This is a genomic window from Acidovorax sp. Root219, from assembly GCF_001428665.1.
Classification (GTDB): domain Bacteria; phylum Pseudomonadota; class Gammaproteobacteria; order Burkholderiales; family Burkholderiaceae_C; genus Acidovorax.
The window spans coordinates 54,997-81,815 of sequence record NZ_LMIJ01000002.1 but is presented as its reverse complement, the minus strand read 5'-3'; the positions used below and the strand labels follow the sequence as shown (position 1 = coordinate 81,815).

General features: G+C 65.1%; 25 protein-coding genes, 1 tRNA gene and 1 pseudogene. 11 read left to right on the top strand and 16 right to left on the bottom strand.

The window, feature by feature from the left end; genetic code table 11:
- Positions 1-31 precede the first annotated feature (31 nt).
- Entirely contained in the window at positions 32-733 is a 702-nt protein-coding gene (locus ASE28_RS02695) for an SGNH/GDSL hydrolase family protein (RefSeq protein WP_057264470.1), read from the top strand.
- Positions 734-1,041: 308 nt separating this feature from the next.
- Here ASE28_RS02695 and ASE28_RS02690 read toward each other — a convergent pair whose 3' ends face one another.
- Positions 1,042-1,884 carry a hypothetical protein gene (locus tag ASE28_RS02690; protein WP_157421837.1) on the bottom strand — a complete coding sequence of 281 codons (843 nt, stop codon included), beginning with the start codon at positions 1,882-1,884 and terminating at the stop codon, positions 1,042-1,044.
- A gap of 387 nt (positions 1,885-2,271) precedes the next feature.
- On the opposite strand from ASE28_RS02690, the pseudogene ASE28_RS02685 reads away from it, so the two are divergent.
- From ASE28_RS02685 to ASE28_RS02675, 3 genes and pseudogenes are all read left to right on the top strand, one after another.
- A pseudogene (locus ASE28_RS02685) lies at positions 2,272-3,088 on the top strand (APH(6)-I family aminoglycoside O-phosphotransferase).
- Between the two features lie 125 nt (positions 3,089-3,213).
- Positions 3,214-3,588 (top strand): YciI family protein, encoded by a 375-nt coding sequence (locus tag ASE28_RS02680; RefSeq protein ID WP_057206579.1) that lies wholly within the window; start codon positions 3,214-3,216, stop codon positions 3,586-3,588.
- 164 nt (positions 3,589-3,752) lie between these two features.
- On the top strand, positions 3,753-6,140 hold the full coding sequence (locus ASE28_RS02675) for an EAL domain-containing protein (protein WP_082607862.1): 2,388 nt from the start codon (positions 3,753-3,755) through the stop codon (positions 6,138-6,140).
- A gap of 218 nt (positions 6,141-6,358) precedes the next feature.
- Here the strand turns inward: ASE28_RS02675 and ASE28_RS02670 are convergent, their stop codons facing one another.
- The 4 genes from ASE28_RS02670 to ASE28_RS02655 all read right to left on the bottom strand — a co-directional run bounded on the left by ASE28_RS02670 (position 6,359) and on the right by ASE28_RS02655 (position 10,082).
- A complete protein-coding gene (locus tag ASE28_RS02670; protein WP_369818110.1) occupies positions 6,359-7,555 on the bottom strand; it encodes a metallophosphoesterase in 1,197 nt (398 codons plus the stop codon).
- A gap of 199 nt (positions 7,556-7,754) precedes the next feature.
- Positions 7,755-8,168 (bottom strand): hypothetical protein, encoded by a 414-nt coding sequence (locus tag ASE28_RS02665; protein WP_157421836.1) that lies wholly within the window; start codon positions 8,166-8,168, stop codon positions 7,755-7,757.
- A gap of 487 nt (positions 8,169-8,655) precedes the next feature.
- Positions 8,656-8,952, bottom strand: coding sequence for a hypothetical protein (locus ASE28_RS02660; protein WP_082607860.1), 297 nt, complete (start codon positions 8,950-8,952; stop codon positions 8,656-8,658).
- A gap of 200 nt (positions 8,953-9,152) precedes the next feature.
- A complete protein-coding gene (locus ASE28_RS02655; protein ID WP_057264461.1) occupies positions 9,153-10,082 on the bottom strand; it encodes a LysR family transcriptional regulator in 930 nt (309 codons plus the stop codon).
- A gap of 102 nt (positions 10,083-10,184) precedes the next feature.
- Here ASE28_RS02655 and ASE28_RS02650 point away from each other — a divergent pair, with 102 nt between their 5' ends.
- Together ASE28_RS02650 and ASE28_RS02645 are read left to right on the top strand one after the other, a co-directional pair.
- Positions 10,185-10,511, top strand: coding sequence for a nuclear transport factor 2 family protein (locus ASE28_RS02650; protein WP_057264459.1), 327 nt, complete (start codon positions 10,185-10,187; stop codon positions 10,509-10,511).
- The gene (locus ASE28_RS02645) at positions 10,508-11,290 is read left to right on the top strand and encodes an SDR family oxidoreductase (RefSeq protein WP_057264457.1); all 783 of its coding nucleotides are present in this window, start codon (positions 10,508-10,510) and stop codon (positions 11,288-11,290) included. Before ASE28_RS02650 ends, ASE28_RS02645 begins: the two co-directional genes overlap by 4 nt.
- A 210-nt stretch (positions 11,291-11,500) precedes the next feature.
- On the opposite strand, the gene ASE28_RS31805 is transcribed toward ASE28_RS02645, so the two are convergent.
- Positions 11,501-11,644 (bottom strand): hypothetical protein, encoded by a 144-nt coding sequence (locus ASE28_RS31805; RefSeq protein WP_157421835.1) that lies wholly within the window; start codon positions 11,642-11,644, stop codon positions 11,501-11,503.
- Between the two features lie 61 nt (positions 11,645-11,705).
- Between ASE28_RS31805 and ASE28_RS31800 the strand changes: the two genes are divergently transcribed.
- Positions 11,706-12,083: a hypothetical protein gene (locus ASE28_RS31800; protein WP_157421834.1), complete on the top strand. Its 378-nt coding sequence runs from the start codon at positions 11,706-11,708 to the stop codon at positions 12,081-12,083.
- A 416-nt stretch (positions 12,084-12,499) separates the two neighbouring features.
- Here the strand turns inward: ASE28_RS31800 and ASE28_RS02635 are convergent, their stop codons facing one another.
- Positions 12,500-12,709, bottom strand: a complete 210-nt coding sequence (locus ASE28_RS02635; RefSeq protein ID WP_057264448.1) for a hypothetical protein — start codon at positions 12,707-12,709, stop codon at positions 12,500-12,502.
- A gap of 225 nt (positions 12,710-12,934) precedes the next feature.
- On the bottom strand, positions 12,935-13,291 hold the full coding sequence (locus ASE28_RS02630) for a hypothetical protein (RefSeq protein WP_057264446.1): 357 nt from the start codon (positions 13,289-13,291) through the stop codon (positions 12,935-12,937).
- A 213-nt stretch (positions 13,292-13,504) separates the two neighbouring features.
- Between ASE28_RS02630 and ASE28_RS02625 the strand changes: the two genes are divergently transcribed.
- Both ASE28_RS02625 and ASE28_RS02620 read left to right on the top strand, forming a co-directional pair.
- Positions 13,505-14,167: an SOS response-associated peptidase gene (locus tag ASE28_RS02625; protein WP_057264444.1), complete on the top strand. Its 663-nt coding sequence runs from the start codon at positions 13,505-13,507 to the stop codon at positions 14,165-14,167.
- On the top strand, positions 14,164-14,460 hold the full coding sequence (locus ASE28_RS02620; protein ID WP_057264442.1) for a hypothetical protein: 297 nt from the start codon (positions 14,164-14,166) through the stop codon (positions 14,458-14,460). Before ASE28_RS02625 ends, ASE28_RS02620 begins: the two co-directional genes overlap by 4 nt.
- A 129-nt stretch (positions 14,461-14,589) precedes the next feature.
- On the opposite strand, the gene ASE28_RS02615 is transcribed toward ASE28_RS02620, so the two are convergent.
- From ASE28_RS02615 to ASE28_RS02600, 5 genes are all read right to left on the bottom strand, one after another.
- On the bottom strand, positions 14,590-15,522 hold the full coding sequence (locus tag ASE28_RS02615; protein WP_157421833.1) for a hypothetical protein: 933 nt from the start codon (positions 15,520-15,522) through the stop codon (positions 14,590-14,592).
- The gene (locus tag ASE28_RS31795) at positions 15,519-15,971 is read right to left on the bottom strand and encodes a hypothetical protein (protein ID WP_157421832.1); all 453 of its coding nucleotides are present in this window, start codon (positions 15,969-15,971) and stop codon (positions 15,519-15,521) included. Before ASE28_RS31795 ends, ASE28_RS02615 begins: the two co-directional genes overlap by 4 nt.
- Positions 15,972-16,714: 743 nt before the next feature.
- Positions 16,715-16,791, bottom strand: a tRNA-Val gene (locus ASE28_RS02610).
- 105 nt (positions 16,792-16,896) lie between these two features.
- A complete protein-coding gene (locus ASE28_RS02605) occupies positions 16,897-19,125 on the bottom strand; it encodes a bifunctional (p)ppGpp synthetase/guanosine-3',5'-bis(diphosphate) 3'-pyrophosphohydrolase (protein ID WP_057264437.1) in 2,229 nt (742 codons plus the stop codon).
- A complete protein-coding gene (locus ASE28_RS02600; RefSeq protein ID WP_057264545.1) occupies positions 19,122-20,096 on the bottom strand; it encodes an alpha/beta fold hydrolase in 975 nt (324 codons plus the stop codon). Before ASE28_RS02600 ends, ASE28_RS02605 begins: the two co-directional genes overlap by 4 nt.
- A 127-nt stretch (positions 20,097-20,223) precedes the next feature.
- Between ASE28_RS02600 and ASE28_RS02595 the strand changes: the two genes are divergently transcribed.
- Together ASE28_RS02595 and ASE28_RS02590 are read left to right on the top strand one after the other, a co-directional pair.
- Positions 20,224-21,006: a 3-hydroxybutyrate dehydrogenase gene (locus ASE28_RS02595; RefSeq protein ID WP_057206537.1), complete on the top strand. Its 783-nt coding sequence runs from the start codon at positions 20,224-20,226 to the stop codon at positions 21,004-21,006.
- Between the two features lie 824 nt (positions 21,007-21,830).
- Entirely contained in the window at positions 21,831-23,246 is a 1,416-nt protein-coding gene (locus ASE28_RS02590) for an ankyrin repeat domain-containing protein (RefSeq protein ID WP_057264435.1), read from the top strand.
- Between the two features lie 67 nt (positions 23,247-23,313).
- On the opposite strand, the gene ASE28_RS02585 is transcribed toward ASE28_RS02590, so the two are convergent.
- The 3 genes from ASE28_RS02585 to ASE28_RS02575 form a co-directional block, all read right to left on the bottom strand.
- Positions 23,314-23,694 carry a response regulator gene (locus ASE28_RS02585; RefSeq protein WP_057264543.1) on the bottom strand — a complete coding sequence of 127 codons (381 nt, stop codon included), beginning with the start codon at positions 23,692-23,694 and terminating at the stop codon, positions 23,314-23,316.
- A 253-nt stretch (positions 23,695-23,947) separates the two neighbouring features.
- Positions 23,948-24,778: a transglutaminase family protein gene (locus ASE28_RS02580; RefSeq protein WP_057206531.1), complete on the bottom strand. Its 831-nt coding sequence runs from the start codon at positions 24,776-24,778 to the stop codon at positions 23,948-23,950.
- A gap of 90 nt (positions 24,779-24,868) precedes the next feature.
- Entirely contained in the window at positions 24,869-26,629 is a 1,761-nt protein-coding gene (locus tag ASE28_RS02575) for an ATP-dependent DNA helicase RecQ (protein WP_057264433.1), read from the bottom strand.
- Positions 26,630-26,819: the final 190 nt, after the last annotated feature.

Below are 26,819 nucleotides of genomic sequence, written 5' to 3'. Positions count from 1 at the left end.
CGCGCCCTCCCAATCAACCGAAGGAAACTCCATGCCCATCATCGCTAACAAGCTCGCCTTCTACACCGACTCGATTGGACACTACCCTCCCATCCCTGCCGTCAACCTTGCAGCCAACGTCTGCGCCAAGCTGCCCGCCGTTACCTACGACGCCCAGCAGCTAGGTAGCCAGAGCATGGGCTACGCCTACAACGGCCAGTTCAACGACGGCGCTCCCAACTGGCTGGGCGGGCTCACCATGTCCCAGCACACGGACATGATCCAGGCAGACACCATCGTGCTTCATCTGGGCGGTGGCGACGTGGACCCGTTCATCCAGGGTACCAACCCCGATATCTCACAATCCCCCGTGGCGTACCTGATGACCGTGTACGGCTGGCACGCTGCGGCCGCGGGCCGAAAGATCGCCGTGGTGCAGGCCCCTCTCGTCGTCGTGACTGACTATCCCAAATGGAATGATAGCCCTGATGAGCAGGCGGCAGCCCTCGCCTACCGAGACTCGGTCGGCCGCCTGCAACAGGTCCGGGAATCCGTCGTGGCGCAGATCAATGCCCACTACCCCGGTGCAGCCCAACTCATCTACTACCACGGGCCAAACGCCATTGACCCGGTCACGATGGTCCCTGGCGACACGCTCGACGGCCTGCACCCCACAGAAACCAAGCACTTTTTGATTGCGCGCAGCATCGCCAGGGCGCTGGGCGCATGGCGCGGTTGGTCCGTCCTGCCGTAAGGTGTAGCCAGGGCCAGCCTGCGCACGGTGCACGCCCACCAACTGGCCCGGGCTACCTCCGATAGCGCTCACGCGGCGTACTTGCGAGCCCGGAGCAGCACAGACCGTGGCCGACCTCTCGGGGTCGGTCACGGGCCAGCGGCCTGGATTGCATCGGGCCGCGCAACTTCAGCGGCATGCTGGTCGCGTACCGCATGCCGGCCATCTGCCACACCTTGAAGCGCCCCCCGCGTGGAGTTGGTTCCGATGGATTTCTTCCTGGGGTGAGATGCCTGTCCCTGCCGGGTGCAACCCGGGTTCGCGACAGATCAGATCTTGTCGCAGGACTCACTGTAGCTGGCGAGCCAATTTCGACTGAAACCGAGGAGCATGCGAGCTGAGGATCCAGGGGCATCAGGGCCACCCGCGGGTACGAACACTGCGGCTGCGTAAAAATCGCCTTCTTGGTAATCGTATCGCGAGGCTCCAGCAGGAGTGTCTGGGCGATCAGCGCGACCGGGAGGGAGCGTGAAGAGAGGTGTCTTGGGCCCCGCAATCCACCATCTGGCCCCAAAGCTCAAACCAGACCGATCTTTCGCCCCGCTCACATCAATCGCGGCCCCAGTCGGCATGACGTCGATCTTGGCACTCCAGTCCGGGCCCTTTATGTCTTGACCATAAGACAAATAGGTGTTGGCGTAGGTAGCTCGGCAGTTGTAAATGCCGCTGTAGGCCAATGACAAAGGGTCGGTCGATGGGGCGGCTACGGTGAGGACTTCGCGGATCTGCCCGCTGTCCACCATTTCTGCAAACGAGCGTCCCCAGCCTAGATAGACCTTGGCCCCGATCAGGCCACGCGCGTCCAGGTTGCGCACCGCGACAAGCTGCGGATCGGCCACCACGGCTTGGTAGGCCGGCGCGTCGCAAAACCCTGGGCATTGAAAAAGGACAAAGCCCGCCTCGCCATGAAAGTACAACTGGCTGTTGTGCAAAACGGCGAGCCACAGCTTGTAGCCCTCTGCACCGGTCGGCACGCCGCGCACGTTCACCGCCACGCGGCTGCTTTGCAGGTCGCCCTCCATGGCGGCAACCGCCGTCACCTGGGCCATGGCAGTGCAGGTGCCGAAGGTCGTCAGCGCTGCCAACGCGATATGGGAAAGCCGATAGGTCATTGTCCAGATCCTTTTCAGAAAATACCGTGCCTGCACCATTACCAGCATCAATCATCTGCACAGGATGAAAAAAAATAGTAATGCCACAAAACGCGAAGGGCGTAACGGGTTGCGTGTCTAGCAGTGATTGTTCTAAATTGTGCAGGGTGGCGCTGTGCGCAGCGTCACACATGCGGCGCATTGCCCAGCGCCTTTGTTTCGAAGTGTGAGGTGGTGAACATCAGACTCGCCCATATGGGTGATTGCACACACGCGTTACGACGCCAGTCGCCATATTATTCAAGCCGATGCGGAATAATCCCCGCGAGGGCGCGGCAAAATCTGCGTCAGTAATCAAACCGTGGAGACCGGCAACCCACGACGCCATCTGTGCTGGACACAACATCCATGACCTCGCCTTTTCCACTCCCCCCGGATGTCACCGCATGGCTCGAACGCTGGGCCCTGCTGCCCGATGGCAAACTGTTGACGACCCGGTCCAGCTGGGTGCTGCCCGTACGGCACGGCCATCTGCCCGCCATGCTGAAAGTCGCCCGCATCCCTGACGAACAGGCTGGCTACCGCCTGCTTGCGTGGTGGGAGGGCCAAGGTGCCGCCCAGGTCTTCGCATCCGCCGAAGCGGGCGGCAGGGAGCCAAAATCTCGCGCAGATGGCGTGGTCTGGCAAAGACGACGACGCCTGCCGCATTCTTTGCGCAACGGCTGCCCGGCTGCATGCTCCGCGAAGCAAACCCCTACCCGAACTGCATCCGCTGGGCATCTGGTTCCAGCCACTCATTGGGCCATCACACACGCATGCGGCACTGGTCGCTGCCTCGGACATCGCGCGCCAACTGCTGGCTGACCCGCGCGAGGCGGTGCCGCTGCACGGCGATCTGCACCACGAGAACGTGCTTGACTTTGGCACACGCGGGTGGCTGGCCATCGACCCGCACGGCCTTGTGGGAGAACGCGCGTTCGACTATGCCAACATCTTCACCAACCCCGATCTGAGCGACCCTGCCCGGCCTCTGGCCACGCTGCCGGGCCGTCTGGAGAGCCGGCTGGACACCGTTCTTTCCGCCACGGGCCTGGAGCCCGAGCGCCTTGTTCGCTGGATCGTCGCCTGGACGGGACTGTCCGCAGCTTGGTTCATGGGCGATGGCGACGACCAGGGGGCGGCCATCGATCTCGCCATCAACGCCAAGGCCCTTGGTTTGCTCTGAAACCGTGGTGTGGCACACGCAATAGCGACGACCTTATTCAGGAGATTGTTTTCGGATCTTGTCGATTTCCGGTGATCTGCTTCGTCGTGAAGAATGGAGCAATCAACCCCCCAAAGGATTCCGCCATGAAATACCTCGGCCTTGCCTACTTCACCCCCGAGAAATTCGCCGCCATGGCGCCCGCCGACGTGCAGGCCCTGGTGAGCCAGTGCCCCGCCCTGGACGAGAAGATGCGTGCCACGGGCAAGGTGCTGGTGTCCGCGTCGCTGGGCGACACCGAACACTGGGTCAGCCTGCGCCCGCGCGGCGGCAAGGCGCAGATCAGCGACGGGCCCTTTACCGAGTCCAAGGAGATGGTGGGCGGGCTCTTCATCATCGAGGCGGACAGCCGCGAAGAGGCAGTGCGTCTGGCGGCGATGCATCCGGCGGCCACCTTGGGCGAGGCCGGCGGCTGGGGCGTCGAGCTGATTCCCATGGATTTCTTCCTGGCCGCCACCTGAGCCTGCCCCCCGGGGTGGGCCGGCGCATGCCGGGCACCCCACCTCAGCGCCCGCATGCCGGGTACCGCCCCACGGCCCCCGCCTGGGTGCGAGGGGCTGCGAGATAACACCCCATCCGCCGCGTCTTTGCCTATGATGTCTGGACAACCGCTCCAGAAGGCGCCATGAACATCGACACAACGTCTTTGATTCAGGACATGGGAATCAATGCCGGGCTGCTGTCGTTTCTGGCGGCGCTGTACAGCATCGTCATCAGCGGCCAGCGCCACCCCGACCCGGCCGTGGTGCACAAGCGGCGCAGATGGCTGCCCTGGGTCACGGGGCTCATGTTCGGCGTCACCGGCATCCTGACCATGCTGGTGCCCCTTCGGCTGGCAGAGGGCGTGATCGTCGACACCCGGCTGGTGATGACCGGCCTTGCCGGGGCCTACCTGTCGCCCTTGAGCGCCTTGCTGTGCGCGGCGGTGCTGGGCGCCTACCGGCTCAGCCTGGGCGGCATCGGCAGTGGCCCCGCCATGGTCGGCATTGCGCTGACCACCGCCATCGGCTGGCTCTGGCAACGCCACAGGCCGTTCTTTTCCACCCTGCGCCTTGGCAGCACCTTGTCCGATGGGCTGTGGCTGGTGGGGCTTGGCTTCAGCCTGGCGGCAGGCGGCATGCTGGCCATACAGACCTTGCCGCCAGACATCGCACGGGCGGTCACCGCACGGTCGTGGCTGGCCGTGCTGGTGACCTACCCCATCGGCACCGTCCTGCTGGGTTTTCTGCTGGACAACACGCAGAAGCTGAGCCAGCGCGAAGATGCCCTGGCCCAGACGGCCGAGACCTTGAAGACCCTGCTCGCCGAAGCGCGCCAGGCCGCCAGCGTGTTCGTCAACAGCAAGGACACCATCGCCATCGTGCAGCCAGACGGCACCGTGCTGGATGTCAACCCGGCGTACAGCCATGTGCTTGGCTATTCGCGCGAAGAGCTGATCGGCAAATCATCGGCCGTTCTGCGCATCGACGAGGACGGGCAGGCCGCATTTTTGCGCCGGGTGGCGCACGCCATTGAGCGCGGGGGCAGATGGCACGGCGAGCTGATCCGGCGCCGCAAAAATGGCGAAGACTTTGTCTCCGAAGTCACCATCGAAGGCATCCGGGACCCCGATGGTGTGGTGCGCAAGTGGGTCTCGGTCGGCAAGGACGTGACCGAACAACGGCATCTGGAGCAGGTGCTGCAGCAGTTTGGCAACTACGACGCCCTGACCGGCCTTTCAAGCCGGCGCCTTTTCACCAAAGAGCTCAATGCCAGCCTGCAGCACGGCCCGCAGACCCACAGCGTGCTGGCCCTGTGCCTGCTGGACATCGACCAGTTCAAGGACCTCAACGACCAGTGGGGCCAGCCCGTGGCGGACCGGTTTCTTCGGGTCTTTGCCCAACGCCTGCGAAAAGAGGCGGGTGCCGACAACCTCATCGGGCGCACTGGGGGCGACGAATTCGCCGTTGTGCTGAAAAATTGCCCGCACGCCGATGCCGCACTGCAGCAACTGGAAAACTTGCGCCTGGCACTTGCGCAGACCGCAACGCTCGATGGCATCGCCCTGCGCCTGACCTGCAGCGCAGGGGTCACCTTCTACCCCGACGACATGGCCGACGCCGACGGCCTGCTGCGCCACGCGGACCTGGCCCTGTACGCCGCCAAGGAACAGGGCAAAGACCGCATCGTGGTGTTCGACGTGCAGCAAGGCCAAAGGGTGCAGGCGCGCAGGCACACCGCCAAGCTGGTCGAAGACGCATTGCTGCAAGGCGAAATGGAGCTGTTCTTTCAGCCCAAGGTCCGCATCTCCGACGGCCAGGTCATCGGTGCAGAGTGCCTGATCCGGTGGCACCACCCTGAACGGGGGCTGTTGGCGCCGGGCGCTTTCCTGGAAGACATCGTGGGCACCCCGGTGGCCAACAGGCTGGACTACTGGGTGCTGGACGCCGCCTTCCAGGCCGGGCACACCCTGGCATCCCAGGGCAACCCGCTGCCGCTGAGCATCAACATCACCGTATCCACCCTCATCGACAGCCGCTTTCAGCTGCAAGCCGCCCAACTGCTCAGGCAATACCCCGCCCTGCCCTCGCAGTTTCTGGAGGTCGAACTGCTGGAAACCGAAACCTTCAACGACCTGTCTGCCGTGGCCTATGTCATGCAAGGCCTGAGCGAGCTGGGCATCCGGTGCTCCATCGATGATTTCGGCACCGGCTATTCCTCGCTCACCTACCTGCAGCGCCTGCCCGCACACACCGTGAAGATCGACCAGTCCTTCGTGCGGGACATGCTGGACAACGAGCGCGACCGCACCCTGGTGCGCGGCATCGTCAGCCTGGCCCACGCCTTCAACCGAAGCGTCATCGCCGAAGGCGTGGAAACCCTGGCGCACGCCCAGGCCCTGCGCGACCTGGGGTGCGATGGCCTGCAGGGCTATGGCATTGCCAGGCCCATGCCGCTGCAGGACCTGATGGGCTGGATCCGGGCGTGGGACCCGCCGCCTGAGGTGGGTGGGCTCGGCCGCCAATCGCGTTGATGGGCATTCCGAATGAAGCAGGTTTTGTCTTGCTCTGCCTGCAACAGCCACCCTGCGATGCATGAACTGGCGCGGCCAAGGCCAGTGCCCCCGTGCAAGGGCCGCCAAGCCGCGCAGGCGGCGCTGCGCTTGCGTGCACTGGGGGCGTCCCCCTCCCGCATTGCGCAGCAATGCGAGAGAGGGGTGAAGGCGCGAAGCGACTCAGGGGGTGCTTCGCTTCACGCCAGCACCAGCCTGATCAGGGTGATTTCAGACGGTGCCCCCAGCCGCATCGGCGGCCCCCAGTAGCCCGTGCCGCGGCTCACATAAACCCACATCGTCTGCAGCCGGTGCAGCCCTGCCACGAAGGGGTTCTGCAGCGGCACGAACAGATTCCACGGCCAGAACTGCCCGCCGTGCGTGTGGCCCGACAGCTGCAGCAGGAACCCCGCCTGCGCAGCGGCCGGCGCACTGCGCGGCTGGTGCGCCAGCAGCACGCGGGTCAGGGCCTCGGGTGGGGCGCCCAGCAGCGCACGCTGCGGATCGCTGGCGTGGCTGGCATCGAAGTGCTCGGCAGTGAAATCGGTCACGCCGCCCAGCACCAGTGCATCGCCATCGCCCTGCCCCGCTGCCTGCCGCAGCACCGCATGCTCGTTGAGCAGCACGCGCAGGCCCAACCGGCGCAGTTCGGCAATCCACGGCCCCGCACCGGCGTAGTACTCGTGGTTGCCCGTCACCACAAAGCTGCCGTGGCGCGCCTGCAGGTCGGCCAGCGGCGCAATGTGCTCGCGCAGCTCCGCCACACTGCCGTCCACCAGGTCGCCCGTGATGGCAATGGCATCGGCCTTGAGCGCATTCACGCGGCTCACGATGCGCGCGATGTAGCCGCGCCGGATGGTGGGCCCCACATGCAGGTCGCTGAGTTGCACGATGGTGAACCCATGCAACGCCGCAGGCAGCCCGGCCAACGGCACATCCACGCGCCGCACACCAGCCGTGCGGCGCGCGTTCCAGAACCCGAGCAGGGATGCCAGCGTGGCCACGACCACCACCGCTGCCGCACTGTCGGCCCGTGCCGATCCGCCCTCCGGCAACCAGCCGCCTGCCCACGCCCCGGCCAGCACCAGGTCGCGCAACAGCGTCAGCAAGAAGAGCGACGAGAACCAGCCCATGGCCAGCAAGCCCAGCCAGGTCCACACGGGGTGCGCGGCAACACGGCGGCCGGAGCGGTGCTGGAACGGCATCGGCAAGGCAATGGCGGAGACCAGCAGAGCAACCGCCAGCGCAGGCCCGGCACCCGACCATGCAGACAGCGCCCCCACCAGGCGCAGGCCGATGTACAGGTGCAGAAGGGTTGTCAGGATGGTCAGCGGGCGCAGCGGCATGGCGGGCACGGGTGGCGCGGCGGGGCCGCAGAAGTCGGTAGATGCGGGCATACCACCGGATATCCAGCCCTGTGGCGATGGAGGTGCGTTTGCTGCGGTCAACATTCGACAAGTGCAAGTGCACCAGGCAATGACCGCCCTGGTTCCTTCCGAGGGCAAGCCGCAAACGTGGAGCGCATTGCCCTGGCTGCCGAGGCCGACTCAGGCCAAGCGCTAGTCTCAGAGGATCGCAAGCGAGAGCGAGTAACTTTCAGCGCTTGAAATGCCCGGGCAGCGCCACGATTCGCTGGCGGGACAGAAGCCACCAAGCGGTATTGATGGCCGGAATTGCCCCCGCCATGGCGGCAAATCCTGCAGCCGATTGCCAAGGCGCAGCCTTTGCCACTTCCCACGCTGCCAAGCCCAACGCACCGACCAGCGCAAGTCCGTTGGCCGCACCGGCCAGAGCGAGTGGCCGGCCGGGAACGCCGCCAAGCGCCGCAGCGCACAGTGCCAGCACAAAAGCCACCGCAGCCAACTGGTTCACCAGCATGGCTGGGCTATGCCAAGGGTTTCGTAGCAGTGCGACAACCCCTGCGCACAGGCTGAGGCCTAAAAGATTGATGAGCACGAACACAACGCGAGTGGCTGGGCTCGGCTTGGCAATGTGCAGCGATGACAGCATGGCGCAATTGTGCAGGAGCGAAGAAACAGCCCGCACTCCGCGGGCCAAAGCGAAAGGGTGCTGATAGCGCGCCAGCGTCCGACTCAGGGCGCAGTGTCTGGCGCGCTCGGGTCCAACGGCTCGTTGGGACGAGCAGGCTGCTCGGTGCTGGGCGGCAGGTCGCCCGGCGGCCGGGGCAGGTTGTCTGGCACTTGATGCAGCAGGTGGTCTTGGGGTCTGTGGCCATGGTGCGCTCCTTGGGCAAAGGAACCATTGGGCGGCCTGGGGAGCGCACGGGGCGTAGGAGGTGGTCGTGAAAAAGTCCGCACTGGACGGGCTTCGTCTGGGAAGGCCTTTCGGTCAGGCGGCCAATGCACCCGGGTCATTCGAGCGCTGGAGGCGGTGGTCGTTTGAGCGCATGCGGAAGGCGTGGATCAGCATCCTGGCAGGATGCTGTGGTTGCATCCAGAACACTGTAATTGGGTCTCCGTTGCGCCACTCCGCTCACTCACTCCGGGGTGCTCGGATCGCCATCATCGCCTGGAGCCTCCACCGCCTGCCGCTCAAGTTCCTCGTCCGAAAGCTCTGGCTCACCCTGTCCGGCGATCCACTCTTCAAGAACCTCCTCAGTCGGTTCCTGGCCTTCGACAAGAATCTGTTCGATCGTCTGGCGGGGCGCATCTGCTGGCGCGCTCGCATTCACACCAACACTCCCTGCAGCGTCGGGTACCTCGGCCGAACGGCTCATCTTTCCCTCGAGGTAAGAGGCGAAATCTCCATCCTTTGGCATATCTGGGCTCGTCATAGTGGTTCTCCCTGAAATAATTCTGGCTGCTTGTTGCGCCCCTGGCATGGTGGCGATTCGCCGGGGCCGATGGCCACTCCTGGGGCTGTGCATGCACTGGGCCTGAAGTATCGCCAAACCAATTTTCGCTGACCAACCCGTCGTACCTCATGAACACCTCGGCGCGGTGATGGATGTTTTTGCAAGGGTCAACAGCGCCATCAGGCGATCTGCGGCCTGCGGGGGGCCGCTTCCAAGTCCTTGTCCAGCAGGCAGTCGATAAAAGCGCTGAGAAGGGCGGGTCGATGTTGCCTGTTCGGGTAGTACAGGAACAGCCCCGGGCGCGAGATCGACCAGTCCGCCAGCACCTGGACCAGGCGGCCCTGCGCCAGGAACTCGCCCACGCCGTCTCGCTCGAAGTGGTAGGCAATGCCGAGCCCATTGAGCGCAGCAGCAACGCCAATGTCGGCGTGGTTGGTGACGACGGGGCCGTCCACCGCTACATCAAGCCGTTGCCCCTTTTTCTCGAACTCCCAGTGGTAGTGCCTGCCGTCCATCTGGAGCCGCCAGTTGATGCAGGCGTGGCTGTGCAGATCGGCAGGTGTCCTGGGTGTGCCCCGGGCCGCAAGGTAGCCGGGGGACGCCACGGCAACCATGTCCAGGTCTGGCGTGAGGCGCACGGCAATCATGTCCTTCTCAAGCCGCCCACCCACGCGGATGCCCGCGTCGAAGCGGCCCACGACGATATCGGCCAACGCGTCGTCGACCACGATGTCGAGCACCACGTCAGGGTACGCCTGATGAAAGCGTGAGAGCCTGGGCGCAATGATGGTTCTCGCGGCAATCCCCAGCGTGTTGATGCGCAGCGTGCCCGTGGTCTGTCCTGCGGCTTCACTGGCTTCGGCCACTGCAGCATCCATTTCCCGGAACAGCGGGGCGATGCGCCCATAGAGCTGCTCGCCACTGGCCGACGGCGCAACGCTTCGTGTGGTGCGATTGAGAAGGCGCGTGCCGATGCGGGCTTCGAGCTGCCGAATGGTCTGGCTGAGCGCAGAAGGCGACAGGCCCAGATGCTCTGCCGCGCGGGCAAAGCTCTTGCGTTCGACCACGGCAGCGAAGGCTTTCAGCTCAGCGAATTCGAACCCGCGCATTATGTATTCCTTTCTACACAACTCATTCGGATTCTAGGATATTCCCTAAATTGACTCCGGCGCGCATCCTCAGGTCTTCATCAACCCCATGGAGCCATCGACATGAACGCCTTGACCCTTCCCGAACCCATCGCCGCGTACTTTGCGGCCGAACACAACCCCGAGGCCCTGGCGCGTTGCTTCACGGCGCAGGCCGTCATGAAGGACGATGGCCACACGTACACGGGCGTCGATGCCATCAAGGCTTTCATGGCCGAGGCATCTGCCAGGTACAGCGCTACCACCGTGCCGTTCGCATTGGAGCGTGAGGACGGTTTTCATATGGCTAAGGCCAAGGTGACGGGCAACTTTCCAGGCAGCCCTATCGACCTGTCGTACCGCTTTCGCCTTGAACGCGGGCTGATCGCAGCGCTGGAGATCAAGGCATGAGCTTCGACCTCCAACTTCAAGGCAAGCGTGCCGTGGTCACGGGCGGCACCAAGGGTTTGGGCGCGGCCATCGTCCAGAGCCTGCAGGATGCCGGCGTGCAGGTGATGACCACTGCGCGCTCTGCTCCCGAGAAGCCGCTGGAGGGTGTGGCGTATGTCCAGACCGACTTGACCACCGCAGAAGGCGTTACACAGCTTGCGCGCGCAGTCACAGAACGCTGGGGCGGCGTGGACATCGTGATCAACTCCCTCGGCGGCTCCAACGCGCCAGCGGGTGGTTTCGCAGCCCTCGATGACGCAATGTGGTTCAGTGAGCTGAACCTGAACCTCATGTCTGCGGTTCGTCTTGACCGGGCACTGCTGCCCGCCATGCTGGCACAGGGCGCAGGCGTCATCCTGCACGTGACCTCGATCCAGCACGTGCTTCCACTACCGGAGTCGACCACCGCCTACGCCGCGGCCAAGGGGGCCCTTTCGACCTACAGCAAATCCCTGTCGAAGGAGGTCACGCCCAAGGGGGTTCGGGTTCTGCGCGTCTCGCCAGGCTGGATCGAAACCGAGGCTTCGGTGGTATTCGCCGAGCGAATGGCAGCCCAGGCGGGCACTGACTACGAGGGCGGCAAGAAGATGGTGATGGACTGGCTCGGCGGAATCCCCGTCGGCCGGCCCGCCAGGCCGCAGGAGGTTGCGGACCTGATCACCTTCCTGGTGTCGCCGCGCGCTGCGTCGGTGGCGGGTTCAGAGCATGTGATCGATGGCGGGACGGTTCCTACGGTTTAGTTTGGAACCCTCGACTTGGTCGGCCGGCAAGTCGTTCGAAAGGGGGGCCCCAGTCGAGGCTGATTGGGGCTTTCTTGACCAACAACAGCGGAGGTCGACGCAGATCGGGTCGGAAGTACGCTAGTCCTCTGAAACCGAGAAATCGGCTGTGCGTGAAGGCCTGGCACGGACGCTGCCTAGCCATGCAATGATAGCGGCGCGAGCGTCCAGTCAAGGCGCAGTGTCTGGCGCGCTCGGGCCCAACGGCTCGTTGGGGCGGGCTGGCTGCTCCGTGCTGGGCGGCAGGTCGCCCGGCGGCCGGGGCAGGTTGTCAGGCACTTGGTGCAGGGGGTGGTCTTTGGGGTCGGTGACCATGGTGAGCTCCTGTTGCGCAAGATGCCTTCTTGTAGTGAAAGCATCGCAGTACATTTGGTCGATGCGAACACTTGCCTACCTCCTCCTACTACCATTCGCTCTGTACGGCTGCGGCGGCGGTGACGCCACCGAAGACCATACCATCGGCCCCTTTGTGGGCCGGTGGGAGCTGGTAGGCGGACTGTATCCACCTTGCACCATCGAGATCAGCCCAGCTTCCGATCTGCCAAACACCGGCGTGTTCATCGGCTTTTGCCGGTACAACGATACGCGGAACAACCCGGTCGAGGTCTCGGGTCAGATCGACAGTTCCGGCAAGCTGACCCCCTCAAAAAACCCGGGTAGCCGCTCCCTACAAGGCAGGCTCAAGGACGGAAGCGGATCCGGTTTTTGGGACGAGGGATTCATTGTTTTTCCATGGACCGCCACGAAGCTGTAGTTCCCGGGAAGATCCCGTCGACCAACGAGGGCGCATGGGCGGCCTAACGGATGGCGGCGCTCATGCTGATGGTGTCGAGGGTGCCCCGCTCTTCCCATCCGTTCATGACGTGGGCCCGATAGTGCCCAGGTTCTACCTTCACAATGTGCAGAGATAGAAGCATGGCTAGGGAAAGTCAGGCGCCGCGCTACCGACTTGCCAAGCACGCACCGCCAACCAGTAGCGATGTCGCGTCTTCCCGTGCTTGTGGATCTTGAGGTGGTACTCAATCCGCACTGGCCCGCAGCGCTGGCTGTCCACTTCCACGACCATGACGGGGTCGACCGCACCCCCAGGACTGGGCAGGCTGATATTGCCCGCTGCTACCTCATCGCCGAGCACCAGGGCAAGGCAGCCCTTATCAGGTTCGGTCCACATCAGAACGGTACGTCCGAGGGCGCGATTTCCACGGGCCCAATCCCGTCATAGATCAGCGCGCCCGAAGCAATGATCCGCACCTTGGATCGGCCGCCCAAGTGCTCCGCCTGATAGGCCTCGGCCGAGAACACCAGCGGCGATTCGTCAGGCGGGCCACCATACCAGGTGGGCGTGCGCAGGACGGCAGGCGGTTGAAAAAGATTGGACATGAGGCATCTCAAAACGGGGCGGTTGACTGGACGAGATGCACCGGGCCCGGCCCCAAATACACAGTGCATCTCGTGGAGATTTCTCGAACACGCCAGATGAATTCCCCGGCCTCGATTTCGTAGCTGTCCACTGGCAGCGGCAGCGCTTGCTCAAGCGGCCACCAGATCCGCCCGTGCGGCTTGGCGCGGGGCAAGGGCGGCATGCGCAGCAGAGCCGGCAAGGGCTCACAGATAGAGGGGGGCATAGGGGTCGTCGTCGAGGTGGTCTGCTTCGGGGCTGAAACCTGTGGCGCTAGAGAGGCTCACCTTGTCGAGGAAGGGCAGCGCATCCGCCGGATCTTGCGCAGCCAGCCATGACTGCTTCCAGAGGCTGGGCCTTGCCTTCGTATTGGTGCGGCCGCCCTCCTCTGTACCCACGATATGAAGAACGCCATCCACCCGCGCAAATCGCGCCCGGAACAATGGCAGCATCAGCGCTTTGCCGTTTGGCCTGTCGAGCAGATGCGCCTCCCAGCGCGGGCCGTAGTCATCGGCAGGCGTGCGCTTGTAAAGCAGCCATCCGTGCACGGCTTGGCGTAGCACCGGGTCGGAGCCTGCAATGCGGTGACCGCCGGATCTCATCCTGAAAACATACAAAAACACTGTACGAATTTACAGTGTTTTGCCAGGTTAGGAGTAGTATTCGCACCTTAGGTTGTCTCCTACTGGCGCGCCGCGAGCAGGGGCCTACGATGGGCGCTCCCCTTTCAGGAGTGCGGAATTCCCCGCAGTTCCTGTCAACCATCTGGAGCCGAGATGTGCAACAGGTATGTGTCTGCAGAGGAACTCGATATCGAGCGCGAGTGGAATATTGGCGCCCGCAACCAGCCCAAGCTGTTCGACAAGGTGCTGTTCCCGCGCGGCCAGGGAGCATTCATCCGCCGAGCGCGCGACGATGCCGGGTATTCGCGCGAGCTGGTGGTTGGCCAGTGGGGCCTGATCCCCTGGTTCGCCAAGGAGCCCAAGCTGAAGTACCCGACCAACAACGCACGCAGCGAGGAACTGGCGGACAAGGCCAGCTACAAGCTGCCATGGGCACGCGGGCAGCGCTGCATCATCCCCGCCGCCAACTTCGATGAACCCAACTGGGAGAGCGGCAAGAACGTGTGGTGGCGCTTCGCTCGCTCAGACGGCCACCCCTGGGGCATGGCCGGCCTGTGGAACACCTGGACCGACAAGGGCACGGGCGAGGTGCACGAGAGCTACACCATGCTCACCCTGAACGCCGACGCGCACCCGCTGATGTCCCGCATGCACAAACCCGACCCCAAGGTGGGCCCGACCGAGCAGGACAAGCGCAGCGTGATCCCCATCGAGGCCGGCGACGTGGATGCGTGGCTGGCCGGAACGATGGAGCAGGCACAGGGCCTGCTGCGGTTGGCGCCCGTGGAAGTATTCGCCGCAGGTCCGGCATTGTGAGGCTCTACCTCTTCATCCATGCCCCCGCCCTGACACTGCCCCAGGACGTACAGGACCGCGCGATCAATGCGGCCCTGCTGGTGCTCACCCATGCCGGCGTGCGGCTTGAAGACTGCCTGGAAGCCCTGGCCGAGATGGAAGACGAACAGGACACGCCGGAAACCTTCGACGTCGACGGCAAGATGATGGCTGCCTGGTGGGACGCGCAGGACGCCGCGCGGGCGGTATGCGGTATGGACCAGCAGCACGGGTTCAGCCTTGATGTACTGGACGCCGATATCCCGCGTCAGTAAAAGAGCCCGCGCGAGGCGGGCGTAAAGGAGGTGCCAGCTTGGAGACTGGCGCTGCAATGATAGCGCTTGACCAAAGAAAAAGCCCGCACTTGGCGGGCTCTTCAAGGCGTGCGAGTGGCCGCTGCCCTGCTAAAGGTCAGTATCGACCAAACGGTGCACTTGCGTGACTTCGCCTGAAGCAGGATCTCTATAGGACTTTGCCTTCGTCGCTAGCGAAACCTGTTGTCCAAGGCGAAGCCTAGCCACCCAATCACCTTGCGTCTTTGGCCGGAATTTCACGTTGATTCTCTCGCCGCTCGATTGCACGATCTGAATACGACCGGACGAAGCGAGAAGTCCAATCAGGCCATCGACTCGACAATCAACAGGCTCAGGGTCCACTGAGTCCTCCAGCAACGCGCGCATGCGCACCACTTCATCAAAGCGGAGTTCCCGCGATTTAACTTCGTCGGCAGCATGCCACTTGACTTCGACCGAGCACTCCTCTTGTTCAATCGCCTTCAGGACATCGTGTAATTCTTCCGACGCCCTTTCTCCTAGGTCTGCCAAAGACTCGTAAAACCCTACTGGATTCCCGCCCATCTGCAAGGTGTCAAACAGGTGGTCAATGCCCTCCGCCAGAGGAGCAGATCCAGTCGCATCTGGAGAAGTATTCCCCACAATGAAAAGCCTAGCCGACCCTTCGGCCAAGCCCGCCAACTTAAGGTTCATTTCTCTTATGAACGGGTCGCCAACTCCCCTATTCGGATTTTCGTTCGTCCGCGCAAAAAAAGCCGCCTTGAGCAGCAATTTGTTCAGAGGGTCAGCCAATTTGGCTAGCAACCCCATCGGCACCCTACCGTTCCTCGTGCGCTCACCGATGAGACGCCACTCAAGCGCGTTGGCCGTTTGCATGCCCTGAAGTTGAAGGAAGTTCAACTCCGCCTCCTGAGCCGCGTCCCGTTGATTTTTAGCTACCAGCTGAAGCATGAAATTGCCTGGTTCAGCACTTGCCCTGGCCGCAGTTTCAACGGCAAAAGCACGCAGTGTCTCTGCATGATCTTTGGTGCGTTGAAGATTCATATAACGACCTCTGCTATGCCCTTTGCTGTTCTGCCGTCATGCCCGAAACCGAACAATCCCTTCCAGTATGCTTCTCGATGCATCACCATATGGGGAGGCGGTGATTCGCAATAGACGTCCAAATCAAAAAGTGCTCTGCAAGCCGCTTTGTCGAGCAGCGATGCGAGGAGTCGCTCTTGATTCGAATTGAGCGGGCTTATAAAACTTGGGGACCAAAAAATTAAGTCGATATCGTCGGGCCCTATCTTGCTCGTCAGGAAAGATCCGTCGATCCACGCAATGCCGCCAACACCCAAAGATCGCAGGGCCTCCCTCCAAGCGAGAAATTTTCCAAGCAACTCACCCCTGCGTGTGTCAGCCGGGAACGCGTCTACGGCCAACTCTTTCAATGCGAAGCTTGTCAAGTGATGGATTCCGGCCGGTAGCAACGGCGGCGCATCGACCTTCATCGCAGTTTCCAAAGATTACAACCGTGCATAGCCCTCTCCTTGCGGCAGATGTTACACGGTAGTGTTTCATTTTGTTAGCGCCCCAACGGGTGATAGACCGACTGCCAGCGCCCCCCCGCAACTGCACCTCGTAGCCTTCGCGCCGGTCGATCTCGGCCAGGGCCGCGCGCAGCAGCACGCAGGGGTGAACCCCAGGCAGCAGCAACTCGGTAGGCATGGCGGGCCGGTCGGGCAACGGCTCGCGACACTCCAAGGGCACGAGGACAAGGGTACGCCCGGCGGGCGCGGTGCTCGCGCAGCCTACCAGCGCCAGCAGGCCCAGCAGCAGGACGGCGGCCCTCATGGTCACGCCCTCCCCGCAGCCACTTGTCGCCCATGGCTTGCGTGCTCGCGCACAAGTCGGCGGGCTTGCTCGGCTTCAGGCCCAAGGTGGGGTCGGCTCGCTGTTGGTGCGTGCGTGCTTGCGCGCGGCAGTGGCTGCGGCGCACTTGGCAGCCAGTACGCGTAGCGCTTCGGTTGCGCAGTTGCGCTGCTCGGCCTTGGTCCGGTCGTCACTCCGACCAGCCCAGAGCGGCGTTGGCCGACAAGTTAAGCATTACCCCGCGAGCGCGCCAAACTTGACGCAACAACCAGAAACGAAAAAGCCACCCGAAGGTGGCTGTTTGCTTTTTCCAAGACTGCTTGCTTGCAGTCTTCTTCAAGATTCCGTTAATTTCTGAAGCTGGTCTCTTCAGAAGGAACCTTGGTAGGCGCGATTGGACTCGAACCAACGACCCCCACCATGTCAAGGTGGTGCTCTAACCAGCTGAGCTACGCGCCTGTGTTGTTCTGTTCAAGACCACGATTATAGCCACAAAAAAAGGGCGTCCTGGAAAGTCTCAGCAAAATTTTGCTAAACATCCTCCAGGCGCCCATCACGACCGCCTTACCGGCGCCGGGCCGACCGCACCCCCTGCACCCCCGCCACGATCCCCAGCACCTTGTTCAGCCGCCCTGAATCGGCCACCTCCACGGTGAAGGTCATCCACGCCGTGCCCTTGACCGACTGGGTCTGCACGCCGATGACGTTGGTCTTCTCGCGCGCAAACACTTCGGAGATGTCGCGCAGCAGGCCCTGGCGGTCGGCGGCTTCCACGGCCACGTCCACGGGGTAGACGGCAGGCTTGTCTGTGGCCCTGGCCTTGGGCAGGCCCCAGTCCACGTCGATCACGCGCTCGCCGTTCTTGGCGGCCATTTCGCGGAAGTTGCTGCAATCGGCGCGGTGCACGCTCACGCCCTTGCCGCGCGTGACAAAGCCGCGTATGTCGTCGGGCGGCGCGGGCTTGCAGCACTTGGCCAGCTGGGTCATGAGCGAGTCGATGCCCACCACCAGCACGCCGCCCTTGGGGCTGGATGATTCGTTGCCGCGCGGCTTTTTGAGCAGCAGGTAGTCGTCGTCGTTCTGCGGGGGCTCGGCCGGGCGCAGCACGGTCTCGATGTTGCGCAGCGAGAACTCGTCCTTGCCCACCACTTCGAACAGTGCGTCGGCCGACTTGAAGCCCAGCTGCACGGCCAGGTCGTCGAGCTTCACGGCCGTCTTGCCCTCGCGCTGCAGCAGGCGCTCCACGGCCTCCCGGCCGCGGGCCACGGTTTCGTGCGTGGCCTGGGCGTTGAACCAGGCGCGCACCTTGGCCTTGGCGCGGTTGCTGGTGAGGTAGCCCAGCTCGGCGTTGAGCCAGTCGCGCGAGGGCCGGCCCTCTTTCACGGTGACGATCTCCACCGTCTGGCCGTTCTGCAGCGCGGTGTTCAGCGGCACCATCACGCCGTCGACCTTGGCGCCGCGGCAGCGGTGGCCCAGGCTGGTGTGCACGGTGTAGGCAAAGTCCACCGGGGTGGCGCCCTGGGGCAGGTCGACCACGGCGGCCTCGGGGGTCAGCACGTAGATGCGGTCCTCGAACAGGCCATTGCTCTTTTGCGCATGGCCGGCCAGGTCGCGCTCCCACGCCAGCAGTTGGCGCAGCACGGCGATCTTGGCGTCGTATTCGCCCGTGGCGGCCACGCCCGCATAGCCCTTGGTGCCCGCCTCCTTGTAGGCCCAGTGCGCGGCCACGCCGTGCTCGGCATGCTCGTGCATGGCCTGGGTGCGGATCTGGATCTCGATGGGCTTGCCGTTGAGGTCGTCGCGCACGATGGTGTGCAGCGACTGATAGCCGTTGGCCTTGGGCTTGGCGATGTAGTCGTCGAACTCTTCGACGATGGGCGCAAAGCGCTGGTGCACCCAGCTCAGGGCGGCGTAGCAATCCTTCACCGTGGGCACCACCACGCGCAGCGCGCGGATGTCGTACACCTGGTCGAAGTTGAGCGACTTGCCGCGCATCTTCTTGACGATGCTGTAGATGTGCTTGGGCCGGCCCTGCACGCTGGCGCTGATGCTGCGCGCACGCAGGTCCGATTCGAGCCGGGCGCGCAACTGCTCCATGTACACCTCGCGCTCGCCGCGCTTCTCATCGAGCAGGCGCGCCACCTCCTTGTAGGTGTCGGGCTCCAGAAAGCGGAAGGACAAATCCTCCAGCTCCCACTTCACCTGCCAGATGCCCAGGCGGTTGGCCAACTGGGCAAACACCTGCAGCGACTCGCGCGCCAGGCTGGGCGACATGGGCAGCTTGGTGGCCGCGTGAAAGCGCAGCGTCTGCAGCCGCGAGGCCAGGCGCAGCATGACCACGCGCAGGTCGCGCGAGAAGGCCAGCAGCATCTTGCGCACGTTCTCGGTCTGCAGGGCCGGGTCGTCCAGCGCCTGGGCGCCGCGCGCCTGCTGCTGCACGCGCACGAGCTTGGTGGTCTCTACCGCCAGCGCGGCAAAGTTGGCGCCAAAGGCCTTGGTGATCACTTCCTCGGGCTTGTTCAGGTGCACGCACGAGTACACGAGGTAGCTGGCGGCCTGCATGGCTTCAGACCCGCCGATGGTCTTCAAGATGGCGGCCACGGCATCGGCGTGGGCCAGCGTGTTCTCGCCAGAATCGAGCGCTTCGCTGGCGATCAACGGCTCGGCAAAGGCGCGTGCGCGCACCAGTGCATTGAGCTGTTCGGGCAGCGTGTGGGCGGTGGCCGCGATCAGCTGGGGCACGGCCTCGGCCGTGTTCAGCGGCGGGCCGGGGGGCGGGGCAAGCGTCTTCATGCGGTGGCGGCACCCTCTCCCGCCAACAGGAAGCCCGCCACGGCGGCCACCTGGTCGGCCGCGACCAGGGTGGGCGCATGGCCCACGCCCGCAAACTCCACCAGCTGTGCGCGCGGGCCGCGCTCGGCCATGGCCTGCGCGGTCTCATGCGACAGCAGGTCCGAATCCGCGCCGCGCAGCAGCAGCGTGCGCGCCGTGATCTGGTCGTACAGCTGCCACAAGAATGCCTCGCCCGCAGCGGCGGCCTCTTGCGTCATGGCCCGAAACGGCACGGCGATGGCGGGGTCGTAGTGCAAGGTGAGCCCGCCCTCGGGCAGGCTGCGCACCATGGCGCGCGACAGCTCCAGCCACTGGGCCGGCGTGTGCGGGCCAAAGCTGGTGGAGACGGCCCAGGTGGCGTCGGCCGCCTGCTGCAGGGATTCGAACCGGGCGGCAAACCCGAGGTACTGGCCGATGCGCTGGATCGCCAGCCACTGGATCACCGGGCCCACGTCGTTGAGCACCAGGCGGCGCACCGGCACGGGCAGCGGCAGCCCCGGCTGGCCGATGACGCCCATGCCGATCAGCCCGCCCATGCTGGTGCCCACCCAGTCAAGCGTGGTGATGGGCGCCTGCTGGTGCAACTGCGCCAGCAGGGCCAGCATGTCGGCGCCGTACTGGGGGATCTGGTAGCCCATGGGGTCGGCCAGCCAGTCGCTCTGGCCGCGGCCCACCACGTCGGGGCAGATGACGCGGGCGTGCTGGCTCAACTCGCGCGCCAGCACGTCGAAATCGCGCCCCTGGCGCGACAGGCCGTGCACGCAGACGATGACGTGCGGGTGGGCGGGGTTGCCCGTGGCATTCCACTCCCAATACGCCATGCGGTGCTGCGGGCCGGTAACGGGCCGCGCGGCAGCAGGGTCTTGGCCGGCGGGCACCGCTGTGGCCCCGGGGCCGGGGCACAGTACGTAGTTCAGCGTAGGTTCTATCATGGGTGCGAAATCCAGTAGCGGCACTTGATAATGCCTGCGTTCAATCGGCGCCCGCCAGGAGCCCTGGCAAGGCGTTGCCTTCATCGTAATTCATATTCATCTTCACCTTTCATTCGGAGTGACTCACATGCTCAAAGGCAAAACGGCCCTCGTCACTGGCTCCACCAGCGGCATCGGCCTCGGTATTGCAAAAGCCCTCGCCAGCCAGGGCGCCAATATCGTCCTGAACGGTTTCGGTGATGTGGACACCCCCCGCGCCGAAGTGCTGGCTGCCGGCAAGGCAGCCGGCGCCCAGGTGGCCTACCACGGCGCCGACATGGGCCGCGTGGCCGACATCGAAGACATGATGAAGTACGCCGCCAGCCAGTTCGGCCGGGTGGACATCCTGGTCAACAACGCCGGCATCCAGCACGTGGCCAATGTGGAAGACTTCCCCGTCGAGAAGTGGGACGCCATCATCGCCATCAACCTCAGCAGCGCCTTCCACGCATCGCGCCTGGCCCTGCCCGCCATGAAGGCCGCCAACTGGGGCCGCATCATCAACCTGGCATCGGTCCACGGCCTGGTCGGCTCGGCGCAAAAATCCGCCTACGTGGCCGCCAAGCACGGCATCGTCGGCCTCACCAAGGTGACCGCGCTGGAGAACGCCACCACCGGCGTCACCTGCAACGCGATCTGCCCCGGCTGGGTGCTGACCCCCCTGGTGCAAAAACAGGTGGACGCCAAGGCGGCCGAACACGGCCTGTCGAACGAAGACGCGAAGAAGCTGCTGCTGGGCGAAAAAGAGCCCTCGATGCAGTTCACCACGCCTGAAGAGCTGGGCGAACTGGCCGTGTTCTTCTGTTCTGCCGCCGCCAACAATGTGCGTGGCGTGGCGTGGAACATGGATGGGGGTTGGGCGGCGCAGTAAGGGGGTCTGCCCTACCCTCGGCACCGCCCCGCCCCCGGCACATAGAGCTGTGTACACCGCCAGGGCGCGGCAAAGCATGCAGGAGACCGTCTCGTTCGACTGCTTGCCGAGAGCTCAGACGAGCAGCAGTGTGAAGTGCGGTGGCTGCTGTTGCTCCCACTCCAGTGTGCCGCCCAGGTACTTCTATCGCGGCTGCCGGGTTAGCGTTGAACGATGCACTCCGTTACTTGGCGTCATGTCTTGGACGGTGCCGCAGCCACAAGGCCACTGCGCGGACTGGACACACTGTCCACCGACGCTCCACGCGCCCTGTCTATCATCGTCCATGGACCGCCCCACCCCTTCCATGGACCGATGACCGTGACGACTGCCAAAGAAGACAGCCCCTCCCCCTGCGCCTGGATGCGCAGCGCACGCAAGACCTGCTCCGTGCGTTGCAAGAGCTATCGGACGCCCATGGGCTGGGCATCGACACTGCCGCCCTGGCTGCAGCCCGGCAGCCGCTGGCGCCGCAAGACGACCAGTACCCTGAGGCCTGCCTGCACCTACAGGCCTTGTTCCCCCGGGGCGCCGCGGCCCACACGCAAGAATGGCCCGGCTACGAACGCGGCTGCGCATCAGGCACAGCAACTCGGAAGTGAAGATGCGGCTGCCCCTGCCCGCGCCATTCGACGCCTGGTGGGCACAGGCCAAACAGAACGCTGCCGCCCGGTAACCTGGAATCGCGCTGGTTACGGAGGCGGGCGCGGGCACATGCCTTGCCCGCCCTGGTTGCCATCCACCCACCCTCCAGCTTTTTTGCACCCCACCAGGCCCGTACGCCCATGATGGAACTCCCGCTCCAATTCGACTGCCTCTTTGATGACCCGACACAGGCCAGCGCCTTTGCCGCCCTGCTGAACGACAGGCCCCAGGAGCTGGTGGAGCACCTGCACCGCCACTGCCCCGAGGCCGAAGACGACGAGTGGACCTATGTGGAAAGTGGCCCGGCCGACGCGCAGGGCCTGCGGGTCATGGGCGACCTGGTCCTGCACGCCTATGAACACAGGGTGTGGCGCACGATGGGCGCAGGCCTGGCCGCGCTGGGCGCCCGCCGGGCCAAGCTTATGCGCAAGACACTGGAATCCGCGCACCCCACAGGCATCGTGCACCTGGTGGATGGCACAGCCGTGACGCCCTGCATGCACGCGCTGGCCGGGCGGCGTGGCGAGCCCCTGGTGGCAGCACTGTGGGACGACGACGTGGCGCGATTGCAGGCCCTGCTGTCCTCAAGTGCGGCCACACCTGGCGAGGCACTTTGCCTGGCCGCGTTGCGGGGTGCACCCCACGCGCTGGCCGCATTGCTGGCCCTGCACGGCCCCCTGGTGAACCAGCCGGACGCCGGCGGCAACACCCCGCTGGTGAACGCGCTGCTGGGCGGGCAAGTGGACGCGATGCGGCAGTTGCTGGCGGCCGGCGCGGACGTGAATGCCACCGTGCACCTGACACCCGCGCTGCAGGAACTTGCGGCGATGGAAGATGCGATCCAAGAGCCCGGGGACCTCTGGTCCCAACGGGCGCTCTACCGCTACGTGGTGGAGCACGCCCTGGTGGCCGAGGGCTACTCGGCCACTGAATGGGCGCTGGCGCAGGGCCAACCCGAGGCTGCCCACCTGCTGCTGGACCATGCCCCGGCGCTGTGCTGGGCCGAGGGAGAGGACGAGGCATCCACCCTGGGCACCTGCATCGATGGCGGCACACCGGAGTTGCTGCAGAGGCTGCTGCTACGGGCGGTGGCAGAGGGCCGCACCGAGCCGGCCCACGAGAATTGGCTGGACCACGCGGTATACCTGCGGCGCTTCGCGATGATCGACCTGCTGCTGGCCCATGGCTGTGACATCGACCGCCCCAATGAGGCCGGCGAAACGCCGCTGCACACGGCCGCCATGACGCACTTCGCCCTGCAGTCGAACCAGGGCATCGAGTTCCTGCTCTCGCGCGGAGCGCAGGTGGACAGCGTGGATTCCGAAGGCAAGACGCCGCTCATGTGCGCCATGCGTTACATCTACGAGTGGAACAGCGCACGCATGCAAGGCCTGCACTGGCTGCTGCTCGCTGGCGCCAGCACCAAGGCCCGGGACCACGAAGGGCATTCGGTGGCCTGGCACGCACAGGAGGAGGGCATACCGCTCAAGGAAGTGCTGGCCCTGTCCAAGCAGATGCGGGCGCAGGAGCGTGCCGCGCAGCGAGGGGAAGGCTGACCGAGAAGCCGTTGCGCAGGGCCCGCAATGACCGCCGAGCCTCGCGCATCCCGCCTGCACTACGCGATCAAACCACCACTTCGGGCAACTGCGTGCAGTGCTCGAAGAAGGCCTGCAGCTCGGTCACCTTGTCGAACACCGCATCCGCCCCCAGGGCAAGGCAGCGTTCGCGCATCTCGGGTGTGGCGTAGTTGGAAAGCACCAGCACATGCTGGTCCGAAGAGCGCGGCCCCACGGCCTGCAGCACGTCGAGGCCCGAGCCCTGGCCCAGGTGCAGGTCGACCACCAGCAGGTGCCACTTGCCGCGCCAGCGCGCCAGCGCCTGCCCGGCGCCCGTCGACGTTTTTGCAATGGCGACCACCTGCGCGTTGGCAGTTTCTTCCAGCGCCGGGACCAGGGTGTCGCAAATGGGTTTGTTGTCTTCTACAAGAATGGTGACGAGAGGCATCTTCAATGGGGGATGCAGCGCCTGGCAGAGGCGCTGAACATACATCAGGTTGGGGTAGCAGGTGCCGCCATCGCCCTGTGGCGGATGCGGCAGGGCCGAGTCAGGAGCGCAAGCGCTACCGGGCCATGGGGCTTACCAAGAGCGGCTAACAAAACTCAGCGAAGCGGTTCNCGCTGCGTCGCAGGCAGTACGGTAGTACGACAAGACGCAGCAACGACGCCAGAAGAGTTTTGTTAGCCGCTCTAAGCGGAGGTCAGGCCCGCAGAGGAAAGGTCAGCGGGGCCTCCATCGCAATCTCTTCGACGCGCACGTCCATCAGCGTGATTTCGAGCGGGCCGTAGTACGACAGGAACGCGACATCTGCCGCATCCCTGCCGTAGGCTACCACGATGCGCCCGCCCCTTGCATGGGCCTGGGTTCCGTCGAACGCATACCAGCGGTCACCCACGAAGGCCTCGAACCAGGCGTGCATGTCCATGGGGTCGAGCGCGTGCAGGTAGCCCACCACATACCGCGCCGGGATGTCCAGGGCCCGGCACAGGCCGATGGCGACGTGCGAGAAATCGCGGCACACGCCGGCGCCATCGTTCAAAGTGTCCAGCGCATCGGTGGTGCCGCTGCTGACGTTGTAGCGGTACTCCAGGTTGTGGTGCACCCAGCTGCGGATGGCCTCGACCTGGCCATAGCCCGGCGAGGCATCGCCCACGATCTCGCGCGCCTTGTCCTGCATCTTGTCGGACGGGCAGTAGCGGCTTTGCAGCAGGTACTTGAGCGCCTCGAAGGGCAACGCCTCCACCGGCACGGCGGCGGCGCTGGCGTCCACCGCGATGTCGGTGTCGGTGATCATGATCATGTCGACCTCGATGCGCATCTGCCCCTGCGGAATCTTGAGCCGCTGGCACAGGTTGCCATGGTCGTCCACGTACTCCGTCATCGGCACGACGGGCGTCAGCTCGTAGCGCTCCTGCACCATCCACTGCGCATCGCCGCTTCTTGGGCGAAGCACCGCCACCACGGCGCAGTCCGCGTCGGCGGACAGTGTCATGTGGCAGGTGGCGTGCAGCTTGACGAAGGTTTTGTTCATCCAGGGAGTCTAGGGGCTGTCACCGGGTGCGACGGCCGACAATGCCCCTAAAAAGCGCTCGATCCGGCACCGCGTCGCATGGCGGATCCCTTACGCCGCAAGCGCCACCGGAGCGGGCCGCCGTGCCGCGCGCACAAACTCCGGCAAAAAGGTGCGCCGCGCCCCGTTCGGAAACTCCACCGTCACCGAATGCGCGTTGGCCTCGACCACCTGGCCGGCGCCATAGCGCCGGGCGCGCACGGCGTCGCCGCCGGTGAAGGCAGGCCGGGCGCTCGCCGGCTGCGGGCGCACCTCGATCGGCTGCTCGGGCGTGGCCACGGCCGGCACCAGGCGCGACAGCTCTGCAATGCGCAGGCAGTTGTCGCAGCGGCCACAGCCATCGGCAGCAGCACAGTGGTCACCCAGCGCCGACAGCACCCCCTGCCAGCGGCAGCGGCCGCTCTGCGAGTAGTCGACCATCGCCTCCAGCGTGGCGCTGTCCTGCTCGCGGCGGCTGCGGTAGCTGGCCAGCAGCGGTTCGAGCGCCGCGTCGTCCAGCTCGCGGGCCAGGGTGAAGCGGCCGACCCGGTCGCGCCGCACCACCTTGTGGCTGCGCAGCAGGCTCAGCGCCACCCTGACCTTGGCAGTTGGGCGCGACACGGCGTCGACGATGGCGTCGGCCGTCCAGCCGCCTGCGGGCGCCGTGTGCAGCAGCGCGGCATGCACGGCCTGCACATCGTCCAGCGTGGGGTAGCGGCCCGAGGCGAAGAACTGCTGCAGCGCCCGGTCCTGCCGCACGTAGAGCAGCGTGCACTGCGAGTCGTTGCCGTCGCGCCCTGCACGGCCCGCCTCCTGGTAGTAGGCGTCCACGCTGGCGGGCATCTGGTAGTGCAGCACGAAGCGGATGTCCGGCTTGTCGATGCCCAGGCCGAAGGCGTTGGTGGCCACCATCACGCGCACCCGCCCGTCCATGAAGTCGTCCTGCGCCTGCGCGCGCTGCGCAGCCGGCAGGCGCCCGTGGTACAGGCCCACGCTTTCGCCGGCGGCGGCCAGCTTGGCATGCAGCTCCTGCGCATTCTTGACCGTGGCGGTGTAGACGATGGCCGGCCCCTGGCTCGCCGCCACCAGCTGCAACGCACGCGGCAACCGGTCGGCAGCGCGGCCCAGTTGCTCCACCGCCAGCTGCAGGTTGGGCCGGTAGGCGCCGGTCTGCACCACGTTGGCGGCGGCAATGCCGAACTGGGACACGATCTCCTTCATCACCGCCGGCTTGGCCGTGGCCGTGAGCGCCAGCACCGTGGGCCGCCCCAGCGCGCGCACGGCCGGCGCGATCTCCAGAAAGGCGGGCCGAAAGTCGTGGCCCCACTGGGCGATGCAGTGCGCCTCGTCCACCACCAGCAGGCTCACCGTGTGCCGTGCCAGCGCCGCGGTCAGCGCCGGGTCGGCCATCTGCTCGGGCGTGGTCAGCACGATGCGCGCACTGCCACTCTCGATGGCCTGGCGGGCCGCAGCCAGCTCGTCGCTGCCGATGGCGCTGTTGACCTGCACCACCGCCACGCCGAGTTCGCGCAGGGCATCGCACTGGTCCTTCATCAGCGCGACCAGGGGCGACACCACCACGGTGGTGCCCGGCAGCAGCAGGGCCGGCAACTGGTAGCACAGCGACTTGCCCGCGCCGGTGGGCATCACGGCCAGGGTGCTGGCGCCCTGCAGCACGCGCTGCACCACGTCCAGCTGGCCGGGCCGCAGGCGCTTAAGACCGAAGACCTTGCGCAGGGTTTTCTGGATGGCTTCGGGGCTGGCTATGGTGGTGGACGCAGGGGCCGAGGGGGTGCGTGCGGTCTTGCGGCTGGTGGTGGTGGCGGTGTTCATTTCGGGCCCGTGCCAGGTGGCGGCGGTGCTGTGTTTGATGAGGCTGATTGTGGGAATGCACGAACTGCGCCCCGCGCGGGAATGCTGCGCACGAGCGTGTAAGACAGGAGGTGCTGTTCCGGTGCTGCGGATGCGGTGCGGTTGGTGGGTGGTGGTTGCTGCGTGCTTGTGTCGAGGGCGGAGGCCGGGA